This is a genomic window from Paenibacillus sp. USHLN196 (assembly GCF_037144955.1).
GTDB lineage: Bacteria > Bacillota > Bacilli > Paenibacillales > Paenibacillaceae > Paenibacillus > Paenibacillus xylanexedens_C.
Map to the genome: position 1 here is coordinate 338,308 of NZ_JBBCYH010000006.1, position 15,824 is coordinate 354,131.

A 15,824-nucleotide genomic window follows, 5' to 3' on the forward strand; every position below is an offset into this window, starting at 1 on the left:
GATATGTCAAAGCGGTTATAATAACATTTAGTGGAAATGCACATGCTGTATAGATAAGATTGCCTTTTCTGCACCTAATACATTGATCTGGGAGGGACATACGAAGTGGCTGAACAACCGAAGTCTGAGAGCTTTCTGTCTCTCGTCAAAAAGGGGAATACATCCTCCGCTGTAGCGATGGCAGGGAATGCCGTACTTGCCGTGTGCAAAGGAGGGGCTTTCCTATTCAGTGGCAGTGGTGCCATGTTCGCTTCGGCGATGCATTCATTTGCTGATGCCATTAACCAAGGATTTGTCTTTGTCGGCAGTGTGTTGTCCGAGAAAAAACCTACACGCCGCTTCCCGACCGGATTCGGACGGGTCATCAACATTTTCTGTATGATCGCCGTTATTGTCGTGACGATTATGGCTTATGAAACTATCCATGAGGGTATCCATCTGCTCCAGCATCCTGCTGGTCATTCCGGGGGACTCTGGATTAACATCGGTGTGCTCGTCTTGAACATTCTGATCGACGGGGCCATTCTGATCAAAGCCATGAAGGAAATCCTCAAAGAAGCACGTGCACCCAAAGCCGCTGGATTTGCCTTGGTCCCTGCTGCCATCAAAAACGTAGGCCGTGCTGCACCGCCAACCCGTCTCGTATTCTACGAAGATGTTGTGGCTGTACTTGGTGCCCTTCTAGCGTTGATCTCCGTCGTGGTCATTGCCTTAACCAATTTTGCATTGCTTGATGGTATTGTAACGACGATTATTGGATGCTTGATGATCGCTGTAGCCTTCCGTGTCGGTTATGATAATATGATCGGATTGATCGGTGTAGCGGCTCCGCAGGATATTGAGGACAAAGTGTCCCAGACCATTCTGGCAGACACACACGTTGCCGATATTCAGATGATGCGTATCATTCAGGAAGGCCGTTATTATCATGTGGAAGGTCTGATTGAACTGACCAAAGGACTCAGCCTGGCTGATGCGGATGACATCAAGTTCCGTATTCAGGAGAAGTTGATGACGAACCCCGACATCGCTGACGCAGCCATCTCCATAATTGAGGATGACGGCGTGAACAGCTGGGGCAAGAAACATTCAGATGTGGTGAAATAACGAGCTTCGCTTTTGATAAAAAGAATGACAGAACCCACTCTCAACAGAGTGGGTTCTTAGCATGTTCAACTACACCCTCATCTAGGGAGTATAGTTTCTCCAATTTGCCTACCTAGACTTTGGTCTAGGTTTACTTTAACTCCAAAGGCGGAGGATATCCTTTTCCAGTTCATGGTATGCTGTGAATAACGAAAGAATTGCTCTACATACAACTGTTCGGAAAATTGATCTTGTATTGAGAAGGAGAGATATTATGGCTAAACGTACGATCCTTGCGCCTGTTCTCATTTTGCTGGGCGTGTACCTGATTCTGAACCAGGGAGGTTCACTCGGTCCGGGTACGATCTTTGCGACCTTCTGGCCCACGTTATTCGTGATTCCACTCGGGCTGTTCTTTCACTGGCTGTACTTCTCCATGATTGGCAGAGGGGTAGGACTGCTGGTTCCTGGTGGGTTGCTGCTCACGGTGGGTATCGTCTGTCAGATTGCCATGCTGTTTAACAACTGGGGTACGATGTGGCCGGGCTTCATTCTGGCTGTAGCTGTTGGTTTGTTTGAATTATACTGGTTCGGTGGTCGGAACAAATGGTTGCTGATCCCCATCAACATTCTAACGGTTATATCGCTGCTGTTCTTCGCCGTAATGTCAATTGGCACGATGCTGAGCAGCTTGAGCTTTATCCAACCGTTCGTGGCCATTGTGTTGATTATGGGTGGGGCATGGATCATGGTGGGGCGCAAAAAGCGCATGTAACCCTTTATTCGTTTCCACTTGATCACTGCGGTGACAGAACAACTTCGGATCGCTGTTATCCCCGGATTTTTTTGAATTCCATCTAGAATGGGAAAATCCGTTGATAAAGGCGACCGCTTCGCTTCCTTCGTTTGTTCTGTCCCCTCCGTGAATGTGTTCACGAAAAAAACATGACCTGAGCTATTGCTCTGAAGAAGGTAATAAAAAAAGGGGTGCTGCTCGTCATCTATTGATATGACGAGCAGCACCCCTTTATTTTTTTCAGATCTAACGAACTGTACATACGCTATTGGCGGTTATTTACTGTGCATTTTAAACTCTAGGAACAGGTCGTTATAATGCGAGAGCATTTTTTTACCCAGATTATCGTAGACCTCCAGCTTACCTGTCAGTGTCTCGTCCGGATAGAAACGTTCATCCTCCGAGATATCCTCCGGCAGCAGCTTAAGCGCCTCGGCGTTCGGTGTGGAATATCCGACATACTCCGCATTGCGAGCGGCATGATCCGGGTCCAGCATGAAGTTGATAAACTGGTGTGCTCCTTCAATATTACTCGCTGTTTTTGGAATAACCATGTTATCGAACCAGAGGTTCGAGCCTTCTTCCGGCACCATGTAATCCAGCTTGTCGTTCTCATCCATAATCTCGGACGCATCCCCGGACCATACGAGCCCAACGGCTGCTTCCTCATTCGCGAGCAACATCTTGATCTCGTCTCCGACAATCGCTCTCACATTAGGTGTCAATGTAGACAGCTTCTTCAGCGCTTCTTGCAGATGATCTTCGTTGGTATCGTTCAGGGAATACCCGAGACTGTTGAGACCCATACCAATGACTTCGCGTGCGCCATCAAGGAGAAGGATCTGGTTTTTTAGACGCGGGTCCCACAGGTCGTTCCAGCTATCAAACGTTAATCCATCCACCAGTTCGGGATTGTACACAACCCCCACCGTTCCCCAGAAATAAGGGATGGAATACTTGTTGCCTTCATCAAAGGACAAGTCCATGAACCGCGGATCAATGTTGTCCAGATGAGTCAATTTGCTGTGATCGAGTGGAACGAGCAGGTCTTCTTCTTTCATTTTGCTAATCGCATATTCGGAAGGAATTGCCACATCAAACGTGGTTCCCCCCTGCTCAATCTTGGTCAGCATCGCTTCATTGGAGTCAAACGTCTGATAGATCACTTTAATGCCCGTCTCGTCCTCAAACTCCTTAAGCAGATCCGGGTCGATATAATCGCCCCAGTTATAGATAGTCAGCGTGTTGCCGCCAGAATACCCCTGACTCTTGTTCAGATACGAAGCCAGGATCATCAGGGCAAAGGCGGCCACGAATACAATTGCAAATGTCCGTACCAGTTGCTTCATGGACGCAGCCCCTTCCCTCCAGGTGGAATCCGCGTTGCACGGCGGTTAATGAAGTAATATCCAACGACCAGCAACACCGTCAGCAGGAACAATAGGGTCGACAGCGCATTGATGGACAGGGATACGCCCTGCCTTGCTCTGGAGTATATCTCTACCGAGAGTGTAGAGTACCCATTACCCGTGACGAAGAATGTTACTGCAAAATCATCGAGCGAGTACGTCAAAGCCATGAAGAATCCAGCAAAAATACCTGGTTTCACGTATGGCAGCACCACACGCGTCAGAATCTGCCATGAACCAGCGCCCAGATCGCGTGCCGCATCCATCAATGTTGGGCTCATCTCTTGCAGCTTTGGCAGCACCATGATCACGACAATGGGTACACTGAACGCAATATGAGACAGCAGAACCGAAGTGAAGCCCAGTTTGATGCCAATCATGGTGAACAAGATCAGGAACGATGCACCAATGATGACATCGGGACTAACGATGAGCACGTTATTGAGTGACAGCAGCGTATTTTTGGTCCGTTTGCGACGCACATGGTAGATCGCCAGTGCTCCGGCTACACCAAGGATCGTGGAGATCGCTGATGACAGCAATGCTATAATAAATGTGTTAAGCACAATGATGAGCAGCCGAGTATCGGCGAACACCTCTCTGTACCATTCGAGCGTGAATCCTTCGAAGCTGCGCATGTGGCCGCCACTATTGAAGGAATAGAAGATCAGATACGCAATCGGTGCGTACAGTATGGCGAATACAACGGCTAGATAGACGTTAGACAGCTTTCCGTTTCTTCCCATTACGCACCTCCTTCTTTCCTGATCCAGTCAGGAACATAATAATCGCCATCGCAATAATCAAAAAGACGGCAATCGTAGAACCCATCCCCCAGTCCTGGGTGACGAGAAAATGTTGTTCAATCGCTGTTCCCAGCGTAATCACACGGTTCCCCGCAATGAGACGGGTAATCATGAACAGGGACAGCGCAGGAATAAATACAGCCTGACAGCCTGATTTCACACCGCTAATCGTCAGCGGAAAGATAACCCGGCGGAATGTCAGCCACGATGAGGCACCCAGATCACGCGCCGCGTAGATCAAGGATGGATTCATCTCTTCCAGCGCATTGAAGATCGGCAGGATCATGAATGGAATGAAGATGTACACCGAGACAAAGATAAAGCTGAAGTCGGTGAACAAGATCTGTTGTGTGCCAATACCCACGACTTCAAGCAGAGAGTTGGTCAAGCCGTACGTTCCGAACAGGCCGATGAAGGCATATGCTTTTAGCAAAAGATTGATCCAGCTTGGCAGAATGATCAGCAGCAACCACAGCTGCTTGTGCTTCGTCCGGGTTAGCATATACGCCGTCGGGTAGGAGATTAACAGCGAGAAGGCCGTAATCAGAAATGCATACCAGAACGAACTGAGCGTCATCTGCAAGTACACAGGTGTGAAGAACCGGGCGTAGTTGCCAAACGTGAAGTTGCCTTCGACGTCGAAGAACGAGTAATAGATGACCAGCAGAACCGGCGCCACAACGAACAACACCATCCATAATACATATGGAATCAGATACGCATTGCGTGTGCTGGCCTTAGTCTGCATGAGCGGCCTCTTGATAGGCTTCGAGTCGTCTATCGAACTCTTCCTCGGTCTCGTTAAAGCGCATAACATGTACCGCTTCCGGGTCAAAATACAGTCCAATCCGTGCGCCTACAACGGCTTTCTTGGTTGAATGAACAAGCCACTCATTGCCCGCATCGTCGTACGTGGATATCTCGTAATGCACCCCACGGAATAACTGGGAGTCTACATTGACTTTGAGCTTGCCTTGGTCTTCGGTTGTTATCTCCAGATCCTCTGGACGAATGACAATCTCTACTGGCTCGTCCGGCTGGAGACCCTGATCGACACACTCGTGCTGTGCGCCAGCGAATTCCACCACAAAGTCCTGCTTCATTTTCCCCGATACAATATTCGATTCCCCGATAAAGTCTGCCACAAAGCGGTTAATCGGCTCATCATAGATATCATTCGGTGTACCGCTCTGTTGAATCACGCCGCCATTGAGGACAAAGATCTCGTCCGACATCGCCAACGCCTCTTCCTGATCATGTGTAACAAAGATAAACGTGATGCCCAGTCGTTGTTGCAGCTCCCGCAGCTCATACTGCATTTCGGTCCGCAGCTTCAGATCGAGTGCTGACAAAGGCTCGTCCAGCAGGAGAATTTCAGGTTCATTCACGATGGCGCGTGCAATCGCGACACGTTGTCGTTGTCCGCCGGACATTTCGCCAATTTCCCGGTTTTCATAACCGGACAGATTGACGAATTTGAGGGCTTCCAACACTTTGCTGCGAATTTCAGCTGTTTTCATCTTTTTGATCCGCAAACCAAAAGCCACGTTCTCAAATACATTCAAATGTGGAAATAATGCATAATCCTGAAATACGGTATTCACCTGCCGCTGGTGGGCAGGCACTCGGTTGATGAGCGCACCGTTAAAATAAATACTGCCCTGTGTCGGCTCCGCAAAGCCGGCAATCAGCCGCAATATGGTTGTTTTCCCGCACCCTGAAGGGCCAAGAAGCGTATAAAATTTACCCCGCTCAATCTCAAAGCTGACTGCCTTCAATACGGCTTCATCCTGATCGTATTGCTGAGTCACCGCTTCGAAGCGGATAATCGGTTGTTGTTCTGACATGCTTCACATCGCCCCCTTATACTTGAGGTACATCTTAAGTCTGTACACTTTCGTCCATGTTCCTTATTGATAACCCATCTATTATATATGATTCAGGTATATCCGCAATGGTTTTGATGTAAACGCCACGTGTCATTTCTTCTTATTTTCATAAATCCTGCATACATTACGGGTATATGTCGATATCTACGCATCCATATGAGGTGAAGGAAGGAATTATAGGATTCCATTTTATGTGGGAGAGGAGTCTTGGCTCTTGGATATTCGTCGTAACCTGCCTTTGCTGATGACGATTTGTTTCCTAAGTCAGATGGGCGGATTCATGATTCTGCCCCTGTTTCCTTTATTTATTGAGGAATTCGGCCTGTCTGGATGGATGATGGGGGTTATTTTTGCACTTTTTTATGTGGGGAAAGTCATTGGTGGCATTCCTGCAGCGGCAATTTATAAGAAACTAGGTGGTAAAAAAGCTCTCATCCTCATGCTGTTACTACTCGCTGTCTGTATGGGTGGCTTCGCGCTGTCTACTGCTGCGGTGTTATTCGGCCTGCTCCGGCTGCTGCAGGGGCTCGCTTCCACCGGTCTTACCGTGGTTGTGCGTTCGATCATCGGGGACGGAGGGAATATAGATAACCGCGGCCTGTACAATGGATATATCAGCAGCAGTGAGGGTGGCGGTATGGTGCTCGGTCCTGTAATAAGTGGCTGGCTCGCGCTGCACTGGCCCTTGTCGGTGCCTTTTCTACTCGTGACCATATGTTGTCTGATGGCCGTTGTCGCTGCGATGGGGATGAAGACGAAAGCACAAGCTAGAGCCAATCGTGGATCTGGGGATACGTTAAGTGATCATCTAATTCCTTCGGCTACTGTGACACAAGAACCTTTGCAACACTCAACACATTCGCTACTCTCCACGGATGAAGCTGTTGTAGATTCCACCACTAGTGACTCCCATCCTCATACTGTAACGACTGCACCTCCTTTATCTTCATCACCGTCTGATGCAAAGCATACTCAGGAGGCGTATACAAGGCTCACCCGGCGGCAACAGCTGATTGGCTACGGTACGGTGCATTTTCTGGAGATGAGTGCCTATGCGGTATTTCTCACCTATTTCGCACTATATGCAGCTCACATCATGCACTGGGACCCCTTTGCAACCAGTCTCGCCTTCACCGTCTCCGGGATTTCTACGCTTGCCGCTGCTCCCTTTGTTGGTTATCTCTCTGACCGGATGGGCGATCGCCTGCTGCTCTGCATGCTTGGCATGTTCCTGATTGGAATTGAAGTTGCTGTATTTCTAAGCACGTCCTCCCATCTATGGGTCTACGTTGGCATGCTGATTGGTGGGGTCGGTGGGGCTTGTTACATGGATTCATTCTTTGCCCATATTGGTGACCACATCCCAGACGAGAGTCGAAGTTCTGTCATAGGCAAAATCGTCTCTGCGGCCGAGATCGGCTCCATCGTGTCGCCATTGGTGGCAGCACTAATGATGGAGGTTGGGTCGCTGTATTCCGTTTTTGTGTTCAATCTGGTGCTGATTGCTGCTGCCATTGTAGTTCAGGCCGCGATGCGGAGTCGGTACAAGACAAAACGGGTGTAAACGCAAAAGGGAGATGTCCCTCAAGTCATGAATATGACGGAGGACATCCCTTAATTGGCATAATTATTTCTAACGAACTGTGCAAGTGCTATTCGCTTCAATTTCCACAGGGTTGTAGACTAACGAATCACAGAGGCGCTATTCCCTTGATTTGTTGCTCCTGCATCGGTTTCAGGCAAGTTAATGCCGATATAACGCTATTAAGGTTCGTTAATTTAACAGTTCCATAATAATCCGCCCTATAAGACACGCTCAGTTCGTTAGCTATACAACTCGTGAGAGAAACCATTTCGGTGGCAACCTCTCGATTATGTTTTTCCCAATAATGCTGCGATATGTTCTGCATTTTCTTGAATTTTTCTTTTTAAGTAAGGGTCCGTCCTGTCAGGTAATTCTGTCGGTTTGTAAAACTTTGCTTCAAGAACTTCAACTCCATCTGGCTTCAGTTCTCCCTCATATTCCGTGCAAATATAACCAATGACGACATTGTAGTATTCATGCCCATTTTTTAATTTCGTATGTAACTCTTTTCCTGAGAAGACGCCGTACAGATGAAGTTTCTTGATCTCTATCCCAATCTCTTCTTTAATCTCTCTTATTGCAGACTCTTCCACCGATTCGCCGAGCTCCATGAATCCACCCGGTACTCCCCAAGTGTCATCCATATGTCGAACCAACAGAATCTCACCTGTCTTATTCAAGATCAATATACTCGGTCTCACCAAAATAACAGGAGTATTGCCAACCAACCCTCGCAACGTTTCAATGTAACCCATGGATTATTCCCTCCCTATGTGAAGTCATACCTTATTATAAGCGTGTTATATATTTCCATATAGAGAAAGAATATTCTTCTTTTCTTCCTATTTTGAAGCCCTTCGTTTGGAAAAAATAATCGCAAAAAATAACCCGCCTACACAACTCAGTGTGCAAACGGGCATTTCATTGGTGCCTCTCCGGCCTGAGGCTGGTGATTCTCCACTTGTGCATTCTGCTGCTCGCTGCTTCGCGGCTCTGCGGCAGATGCCACGTCATCTTTCAGGGTATACGCCTGATCCTGACGGAAAAAGTTCGGCCTCACGATCTCATTGCGATAGGAGCTGTGGAAAATATGCGTTGTCGCCGGGGACACTGGCGGAATCAGCCACACCCAATCTCCGGTCAGCTCACGTCCAGCTTTCTCTTCTCGCTGTTCAAACATAGCAAATTGGGCGGCCGCCGTGTGGTGATCCACAATGCTCACGCCTGCTTTTTTGAACGAATGCAGCACAGCCACATTCAGTTCAACCAACGCACGATCCTTCCACAATGTTGTTTCACTCGACGTATTGAGTCCTAACGCTTCCGCCACCGCAGGCAGTTTGTTATACCGGAACGTGTCCGCCAGATTACGAGCGCCAATCTCGGTACCCATATACCAACCATTGAACGGCGCTGCCGGGTAGGACACACCGCCAATCTCCAGTCGCATATCGGCGATCATCGGCACACCGTACCAGCGCATGCCCAGATCGGCAATCTCCGCCCGCTCCGGGTGCTCAATGGCTACTTCAACAATCTCTTCCTCGGGCACAGCGTACCACTCGGGTTCTTGTCCTTTTGCCTGAATAATGAGTGGCAAGACATCATAGGAGCCACCTTCTCCCTGCCAGCCAAGTGACATCGCCGCCTTCGTCAGTTCCACCGAAGCAGGATCCCCAACAATGCCTTGCTCTGTCTCATATCCCGCATAACGAATAAGCTGATGATTCCAGAGTCGTATCGGAGTTCCATTCGGTCCATCCGGTGGAAGGATGGTGATCATCGGAATGACTTTGCCTCCGTTAGAAGCTACATGGATATGATTCAGCACAGCTTCTGCTGCCGTTCCTGCTGTATCGGCATGGCGTGCGTCCACGATTCGCATTTTATCCCAGAACAGCCGCCCGATGCAGCGGTTGCTGTTTCGCCAGGCCATTTTGCAACCCTGCTCCAATTCATCTGTGGTGTGCACATAGGTTCCCGTTACTTCGATTTCTCCCATAACGGCAACAAGCCGGGCCTGCGCGTCTTCACGCGAATGGCCCAGCTCTTCATAACATGTATATATAAACCGTTCAGCTTCTTCCTGCAATTTTTCCAGGTCTGACCGCATTGTTCATTCCACCATTCTGTACATCTTGAATGCCATCATTATACGGCAAGCACACCGGATTTGTAAGCGAACGGACACTTTGTTCACGGACTCTACATATCGTTGTCAGGATGTAGGGTGACTTTGTTTATTTGCCTAGAAATGCGTTTAACATCCAGACCTCTTTATCCAGTGCAGCGGTGAATCCAATCAGCATATCTTCCGTTGCGTTATCTTCTGCTTCTCCTGCTTCGTGAATACCTTGATGAATCACTTTCACCATCGTACGCAGATCAGCAACCACCGACTCTACCATACGCTCAGCGGACAACTGGCCTTGCGCCTCTTCAATCGGAGACAGACGCAGTTGTTCAGCCATGGTTGCTACCGGACGTCCACCAATAGCAAGCAAACGTTCAGCAACCTCATCCATATTCGCTGTAGCCAAGTTATACAGTTCTTCGAATTTGGCGTGTAATGTGAAGAAGTGAGGTCCTTGAACATACCAGTGGAAGTGATGCAGTTTCGTGTACAGTACGGACCAACCTGCGATCTGACGGTTCAGAACCTCTTGAAGTGCTGTGGTGTTGTTAGCAAAAGTATTGTTTGTAGTTTGGATTGTGCTCATGGAATTTATCCCCTCTCGAATATAAAAATAGAATTTGAATTTTAATATGGATTGCTTTGATTCGTTTCTTTTAATTTAGACTTAATCTAAATCTTATTTTAATTATAACACCACATATGCTGTTTGGGAAGGTTCTGAACTACTCTTTTAAATGAAGATTTCATGAAGCACAGCTTCATAGAAGCATTGGTACAGGAAATTAGAAAAAGATGATTGTTAGCAAATTGTTCCCAACCCATTAGAGCTATGATAAACTCGCCTGATTGGGTTTCCATCAATTTTATGGAATAGGATGATACCCATCATAAGGATAGTTACCGATGTAGGAAGTTAAATTAGTCACTATTGCGGAGGTAAACATGAGGATATTTCAATTTAAACAAGAGTCAGGTAAGAAGATTATCAAATTCGATTCTAATTTCGTTATGTCACGTATCACGCAGACCCATAAAGAAGCTCATATAGGATGTATGCACTTGGATAAAGATGGAGTAATAGGTTATCACCAAGCTATGGTTCCTCAACTCCTTTTAATAGTAAGCGGAGAGGGCTGGGTTAGAGGTAAAGCAAATGAATACATCAAAGTGCATTGTGGTGAAGCGGTTCTCTGGGATAAACATGAATGGCACGAAACTAAAACAGCAACTGGACTAATGGCAATTGTAATTGAAAGCGAAGAGTTAGACACCTCATCATTGATGCCTTTATAGAAGGTATAATATAAAAAGCAGACCTGCACCACGCTGGTAGCAGGTCTGCTCCTTTAAACATAATTCTCCTTAAACTCGGACGAGCTCAAAAGTGAGAATAGAACTGATTTCCTCATAGCTCCGTGCTACAAAATGAGGTTGATGATCGGACTCCGGCAATGCCTCCCGATGGTTGAACCAGATAACTTTCCATCCTGCATCCACTGCACCTACCACATCATTACGCCACGAGTCTCCGATGTAATAGCTGGAACGGGCATCTGTCCCGGACTGCTTACTCACATATTCAAACAACCTGCGATCTGGTTTCGCATAACCAGTTGTACCGGAGATGAAGATCAGATGCTCGTCCACGAGACTAAGCACATCCAATGCTTCAAGCTTACGCCGCTGATGTTCCCCTTCTCCATTGGTGATTAGACCGACAGTATGACCTTCTGCCTGAAGCCTTCTGATTAGCTCATATGCTCCTTCAAAAGGTACAATCTCAAATTGTCTGCTCAAATACTGTGCTTGCAGCTCTTCAGCTTGTCCCTGTTGTAAAGATATTCCAAACTCCTCCATCGTCAGCTCAAATCTACGACGACGCATTCGCTCCACGGCATCCGGTTCTGGTACAGCCGACAGATCTTCTTGAGCAGACAGCCAGTCACTATAATAACGAAAACGATGATAGGTCTCAGCATAAGGGAAATCATCCGGCAGGCCGAGAACGTCCTGCAACGCGCCACGAAGCGGCTGCAGGTGATCGTATAAGGTATCATCTACATCGAAAAATATGGTTTTAGCATTATTTATTTCATTCATAATGGTGTCTATCCTCCTGCTTTTGCTTCCAAACATTCTCTTCTTACTATATATGTATTCATTTGTCCCGTCCAAAAGAGGATTTTTTGCAGCCCTCTCTAGGATAAACCATAGCCAGAGACCTCTGTCTGGCAAAGAATCATTAAACAGTCATTCTTATACATAAAAAAACCCCATCTCACAACTCATGGTCATGAAATGGGGTGACGCTCTTTTTTTAATAAAATCTATTCTACAATCAACGATACAACTTTACCTGCATTCACATCAATCAAGCCATGGTCCGTAATCTTCAACGCGGGACTTACCGCAAGAGAATGGGTGCTGATCGACATGATCGGGTTGTAATGCACGTACCCAAGAGACAACATTGCTGCTCTCAGCTCCTTCACTTGATGGGACACCACTGCAAGTGGTTCTTCCGTCAAAATGCCACCTACGGGAAGTTCCAGATGGGACAGCACCTTGCCATCTTCCACCACGCAGAATCCACCCTGGCTCGAAATCACTGTGTTAGCTGCCAGTATCATATCTTCACGATTACGTCCTACAACCAGCAGGTTGTGATTGTCGTGTGAGTATGTCGTTGCAATAGCGCCGCGTTTGATGGTGTCTCCACCGATCAGACCATGTGCACGATTGCCGTTCACTCCATAACGTTCAAAGGTCGCGATTTGAGCATATCCACTTTCTTCCCACTGCAATTCGCCATCTGAGGACTGAACGGATGCAATATGCTCTTCCACAAAAGTAGAACCATCCTTGACCATCATGACACGGCATTGGTACTCCCCTTCACTGGCGAGACCAACCCCTGATCCACTGACTTTCGGATCTGACAATTGAATTGCAAAATCTGCTACGCCCAGCTTCTCCAACTGTACGCTCTTATAGAAGTGAGGTGGGAACTGCCCGGTTATGCGCTCCTGCTTATACGGTTCGTAATCGTCATAAGCTTTGCGGCCGTTTTTGTACACCTGATCAATAGAGAGATCATCCAAGTTGGATACCAACACATAATCGGCCACTTTGCCTGGGGCAACGCTGCCACGATCAGTCATTTTCATCCGGGAAGCAGGGGTAGATGTTGCTGCATAGATCGCGTCTTCCGGACGCATGCCCATCTGAATTGCTTTGCGTACGATATGATCCAGATGACCACGCTCCACCAGTGAATCCGGCATCACATCATCCGTAACAAAGCAGAAATGCTGCGCCACATCATGTTGAATCAGGTACTCCATGACTTCCGGGGTCATTGATTTCTCCTGAATTTCAATAAACATACCTGCCGCAATCCGCGCCTGCAATCCCTCAATGCTCTGATGGGTATGGTCGGAATCGATGCCTGCGTAGATCAGTCGATGCAGATCGAGTCCAAGCAGTTTCGGTGTATGACCTTCGATCACCAGATCGGGATAGTTTTTGCGGATATGCTGTAGAATCTGGTTCGTCTTGCATTCCGGATCACGGATGACATCGACATAATTCATGATCTCGCCCAGACAGATGATCTCGCCAGTGGCGAGCAGCACGTCCATATCTTCGATCTCGATCGAACCACCTGTTGTCTCCATCGGGGTTGCCGGAACGGAACTTGGGATCGCATAGAACATGTCCACTGTCGTCTCCCGACTCGCAGCCATCATCTCCTGAACACCCTCCAGCCCGAATACATTCGCCATCTCATGCGGTTCCGCTACAATGGATGTTACCCCGCAGCCAATCAGACCATGGGAAAAGGTTTCCGGTGTCACCATCGTGCTTTCGATATGCAGATGGATATCAATCAAGCCAGGAATCATGTATCTTCCTCGCGCATCGATGACTTCGTCTGCCTGAATCATCTCCGGTCCACCGGGTCCAACATATAGGAATCTGCCGTCGAGTACAGCAACGTTGTTCATTTCAAACCGTTTATAATAACTGTTATACACATGTACATTCACAATTAGTTGATCTGCACGCATGGGGCATAATCTCCTTCTTCACAAGCATTTCACCGCGATCCGGACTGGACAATGAACCTGCACTTTAATCTGATGCACTGCACTTGATTGCGTACCACTGCCTCGGCCGGAATCATCGCATGAAATGCCTTCTTTGCTGCTCTTATTTCTTCAAGCTACTCCCTACATTCACGACTACTCTACCAATACAAGCTTGTCCTGTGGGAAAATCAGGCTAACACGCTGCCCACTAAGGTACGGTGTTTCCATCTCCTGATTTGCTGTGAAATCACCTAGCTCCGTCTCGATTACATACTGATAGCTGCGTCCCAGATACGTACTGACTTTGATAATCCCCGGCAATGCATTCACCACATCCGCAGAGGTATCTCCACTAACGATCAGATCATCCGGGCGAATTGCACCTTTGCGTGCACCGGGACGTGCTGTTCCGGGATGCGCCGTTGCAGTAAACGTACGTCCACCTGCGCTCAGCGTAATCAATTCACCTGCATCACTACGCTCTGCGAATTCAATGAAATTATGGAACCCGATGAATCGTGCTACAAATTCCGTTGCGGGATATTTGAAAATGGTTTCCGGGCGGTCGAGCTGCTCAACCACACCTTTGTTCATAATCGCTACCTGATCCGAGATCGAGAAACACTCTTCCTGATCATGAGAGACATACAGTGTTGTAATGCCCAGCTCTTGCTGAATCCGGCGAATCTCCACCCGCATGTTGAGTCGCAGGTTGGCATCCAGGTTACTGAGTGGTTCGTCGAACAAGAGCAGGTCAGGTTCAATGACCAATGCGCGGGCAATCGCCACACGTTGACGCTGTCCACCGGACAGTTCTTGTGGAAAACGTTTCTCAAATCCATTCAGGTTAACGACTTCCAGGATTCGCATCACACGGGAAGAGATATCCTTGTCCTTCACCTTGCGCATCCGCAGGCCAAAAGCCACGTTGTCATAGACAGACAGATGTGGGAATAACGCATAACTCTGAAATACAAATCCGAAGTTCCGCTTGTTCGCTGGAACCTTCGTATAATCCTTGCCGCCGAACATAAACTTGCCCTGCGATGCTTCCAGGAATCCGGCGATGAGGCGCAGCGTAGTTGTTTTGCCGCAACCGCTCGGTCCGAGCAGGGAGAGCAGCTTACCTTTTTCCAGATCCAACTGAAAATCCTTCAGGATTGTCTGCTTATCGTATGCCACGGATACGTGGTCTAATGTCAGCAATGCCATAGCGTTCTGCGCCTCCAATTAACGTTTAGTAAAGTATGAAAATCCGCCCATGATCCGTTCGATCACGAACATTAAGAGTCCGGTGAGTACCATCAACAGCACGGAAATCGCTGCAATCGTTGGGTCAAAATAATTCTCGACATACGTCAGCATCTGAATCGGTAATGTGCTTACCCCTGGTCCGGTCATGAACACCGAGATGTCCACGTTGTTGAAGGACTCCAGGAAGGCAATCAGCACCGCCGCCAGAATACCGGAACGAATGTTAGGTAGTACGATCGTGAAGAACGTTCTTACGCGTCCCGCGCCGAGACTCAGCGCAGCTTCTTCCACTGCAAAGTCAAAGCTAGACAGACTCGATGCAATAACCCGAATGATAAATGGAAGCATGATAATCGTATGACCGATCAACAACCCGAGATACATCGGCAGATGGTAGATTACGATCAGGTATTTCATCAATGTAAAACCAAGCACGATTCCCGGAATCAGTACCGGGGACAGGAACAGTGCGTTCAGCACAGACTTGCCTTTGAAATCGTAACGACTGAGTGCATATGCAGCCGGAACTCCGAGCACCAGTGCCAACAGGTTCCCCAGCAGGGAAATGATGATGGACGTCTGGAATGTGCGGAGGAAACCGCCTGTGTTGAAAATATTCTCGTACCAGCGGAAGGAGAAACCTTCCGGCGGAAATTTGAGTACCGTTCCCGGTTCAAACGAAGTGACCGATATGATCAGAAGCGGGCCCAGCAGAAAGATAAAGACCAGCAGACTGAACAGGCCCAGCCCGATATGTTTCTCCCGCATATG

At 48.0% G+C, this 15,824-nt stretch carries 15 protein-coding genes; 4 read left to right on the top strand and 11 right to left on the bottom strand.

Annotated features, from left to right (window positions below; translation table 11 throughout):
* Window positions 1-105 precede the first annotated feature (105 nt).
* Window positions 106-1,107 (top strand): cation diffusion facilitator family transporter, encoded by a 1,002-nt coding sequence (locus WFI24_RS17190; protein ID WP_336762709.1) that lies wholly within the window; start codon window positions 106-108, stop codon window positions 1,105-1,107.
* 253 nt (window positions 1,108-1,360) lie between these two features.
* Window positions 1,361-1,861: a hypothetical protein gene (locus WFI24_RS17195; protein WP_017691802.1), complete on the top strand. Its 501-nt coding sequence runs from the start codon at window positions 1,361-1,363 to the stop codon at window positions 1,859-1,861.
* A 296-nt stretch (window positions 1,862-2,157) separates the two neighbouring features.
* Here the strand turns inward: WFI24_RS17195 and WFI24_RS17200 are convergent, their stop codons facing one another.
* Genes WFI24_RS17200 through WFI24_RS17215 form a run of 4 tightly spaced genes read right to left on the bottom strand, consistent with a single transcriptional unit; the run spans window position 2,158 to window position 5,944 of the window.
* Window positions 2,158-3,231: an ABC transporter substrate-binding protein gene (locus WFI24_RS17200; RefSeq protein WP_062836832.1), complete on the bottom strand. Its 1,074-nt coding sequence runs from the start codon at window positions 3,229-3,231 to the stop codon at window positions 2,158-2,160.
* Entirely contained in the window at window positions 3,228-4,037 is an 810-nt protein-coding gene (locus WFI24_RS17205; protein ID WP_062836831.1) for an ABC transporter permease, read from the bottom strand. Before WFI24_RS17205 ends, WFI24_RS17200 begins: the two co-directional genes overlap by 4 nt.
* On the bottom strand, window positions 4,012-4,845 hold the full coding sequence (locus WFI24_RS17210; RefSeq protein WP_017691799.1) for an ABC transporter permease: 834 nt from the start codon (window positions 4,843-4,845) through the stop codon (window positions 4,012-4,014). Before WFI24_RS17210 ends, WFI24_RS17205 begins: the two co-directional genes overlap by 26 nt.
* A complete protein-coding gene (locus WFI24_RS17215; protein ID WP_336762716.1) occupies window positions 4,835-5,944 on the bottom strand; it encodes an ABC transporter ATP-binding protein in 1,110 nt (369 codons plus the stop codon). The genes WFI24_RS17210 and WFI24_RS17215 overlap by 11 nt, the downstream gene beginning before the upstream one ends.
* 256 nt (window positions 5,945-6,200) lie before the next feature.
* On the opposite strand from WFI24_RS17215, the gene WFI24_RS17220 reads away from it, so the two are divergent.
* Complete coding sequence (locus WFI24_RS17220) at window positions 6,201-7,550, top strand: MFS transporter (RefSeq protein ID WP_336762717.1); 1,350 nt, start codon at window positions 6,201-6,203, stop codon at window positions 7,548-7,550.
* 308 nt (window positions 7,551-7,858) lie between these two features.
* Here WFI24_RS17220 and WFI24_RS17225 read toward each other — a convergent pair whose 3' ends face one another.
* The 3 genes from WFI24_RS17225 to WFI24_RS17235 all read right to left on the bottom strand — a co-directional run bounded on the left by WFI24_RS17225 (window position 7,859) and on the right by WFI24_RS17235 (window position 10,291).
* Entirely contained in the window at window positions 7,859-8,326 is a 468-nt protein-coding gene (locus WFI24_RS17225) for an NUDIX domain-containing protein (RefSeq protein WP_336762719.1), read from the bottom strand.
* A gap of 146 nt (window positions 8,327-8,472) precedes the next feature.
* Complete coding sequence (locus WFI24_RS17230) at window positions 8,473-9,684, bottom strand: nitric oxide synthase oxygenase (protein ID WP_336762720.1); 1,212 nt, start codon at window positions 9,682-9,684, stop codon at window positions 8,473-8,475.
* Between the two features lie 127 nt (window positions 9,685-9,811).
* Window positions 9,812-10,291: a Dps family protein gene (locus WFI24_RS17235; protein WP_336762722.1), complete on the bottom strand. Its 480-nt coding sequence runs from the start codon at window positions 10,289-10,291 to the stop codon at window positions 9,812-9,814.
* Between the two features lie 359 nt (window positions 10,292-10,650).
* On the opposite strand from WFI24_RS17235, the gene WFI24_RS17240 reads away from it, so the two are divergent.
* Window positions 10,651-11,001 (top strand): cupin, encoded by a 351-nt coding sequence (locus WFI24_RS17240; RefSeq protein WP_336762724.1) that lies wholly within the window; start codon window positions 10,651-10,653, stop codon window positions 10,999-11,001.
* 69 nt (window positions 11,002-11,070) lie between these two features.
* Here the strand turns inward: WFI24_RS17240 and WFI24_RS17245 are convergent, their stop codons facing one another.
* The 4 genes from WFI24_RS17245 to WFI24_RS17260 all read right to left on the bottom strand — a co-directional run bounded on the left by WFI24_RS17245 (window position 11,071) and on the right by WFI24_RS17260 (window position 15,821).
* Window positions 11,071-11,808, bottom strand: coding sequence for an HAD family hydrolase (locus WFI24_RS17245; protein ID WP_336762725.1), 738 nt, complete (start codon window positions 11,806-11,808; stop codon window positions 11,071-11,073).
* 227 nt (window positions 11,809-12,035) lie between these two features.
* On the bottom strand, window positions 12,036-13,778 hold the full coding sequence (locus WFI24_RS17250; RefSeq protein WP_336762726.1) for an adenine deaminase: 1,743 nt from the start codon (window positions 13,776-13,778) through the stop codon (window positions 12,036-12,038).
* A 174-nt stretch (window positions 13,779-13,952) separates the two neighbouring features.
* Window positions 13,953-15,011 carry an ABC transporter ATP-binding protein gene (locus tag WFI24_RS17255; RefSeq protein ID WP_145324683.1) on the bottom strand — a complete coding sequence of 353 codons (1,059 nt, stop codon included), beginning with the start codon at window positions 15,009-15,011 and terminating at the stop codon, window positions 13,953-13,955.
* An 18-nt stretch (window positions 15,012-15,029) separates the two neighbouring features.
* Window positions 15,030-15,821: an ABC transporter permease gene (locus WFI24_RS17260; RefSeq protein ID WP_145324685.1), complete on the bottom strand. Its 792-nt coding sequence runs from the start codon at window positions 15,819-15,821 to the stop codon at window positions 15,030-15,032.
* Window positions 15,822-15,824: the final 3 nt, after the last annotated feature.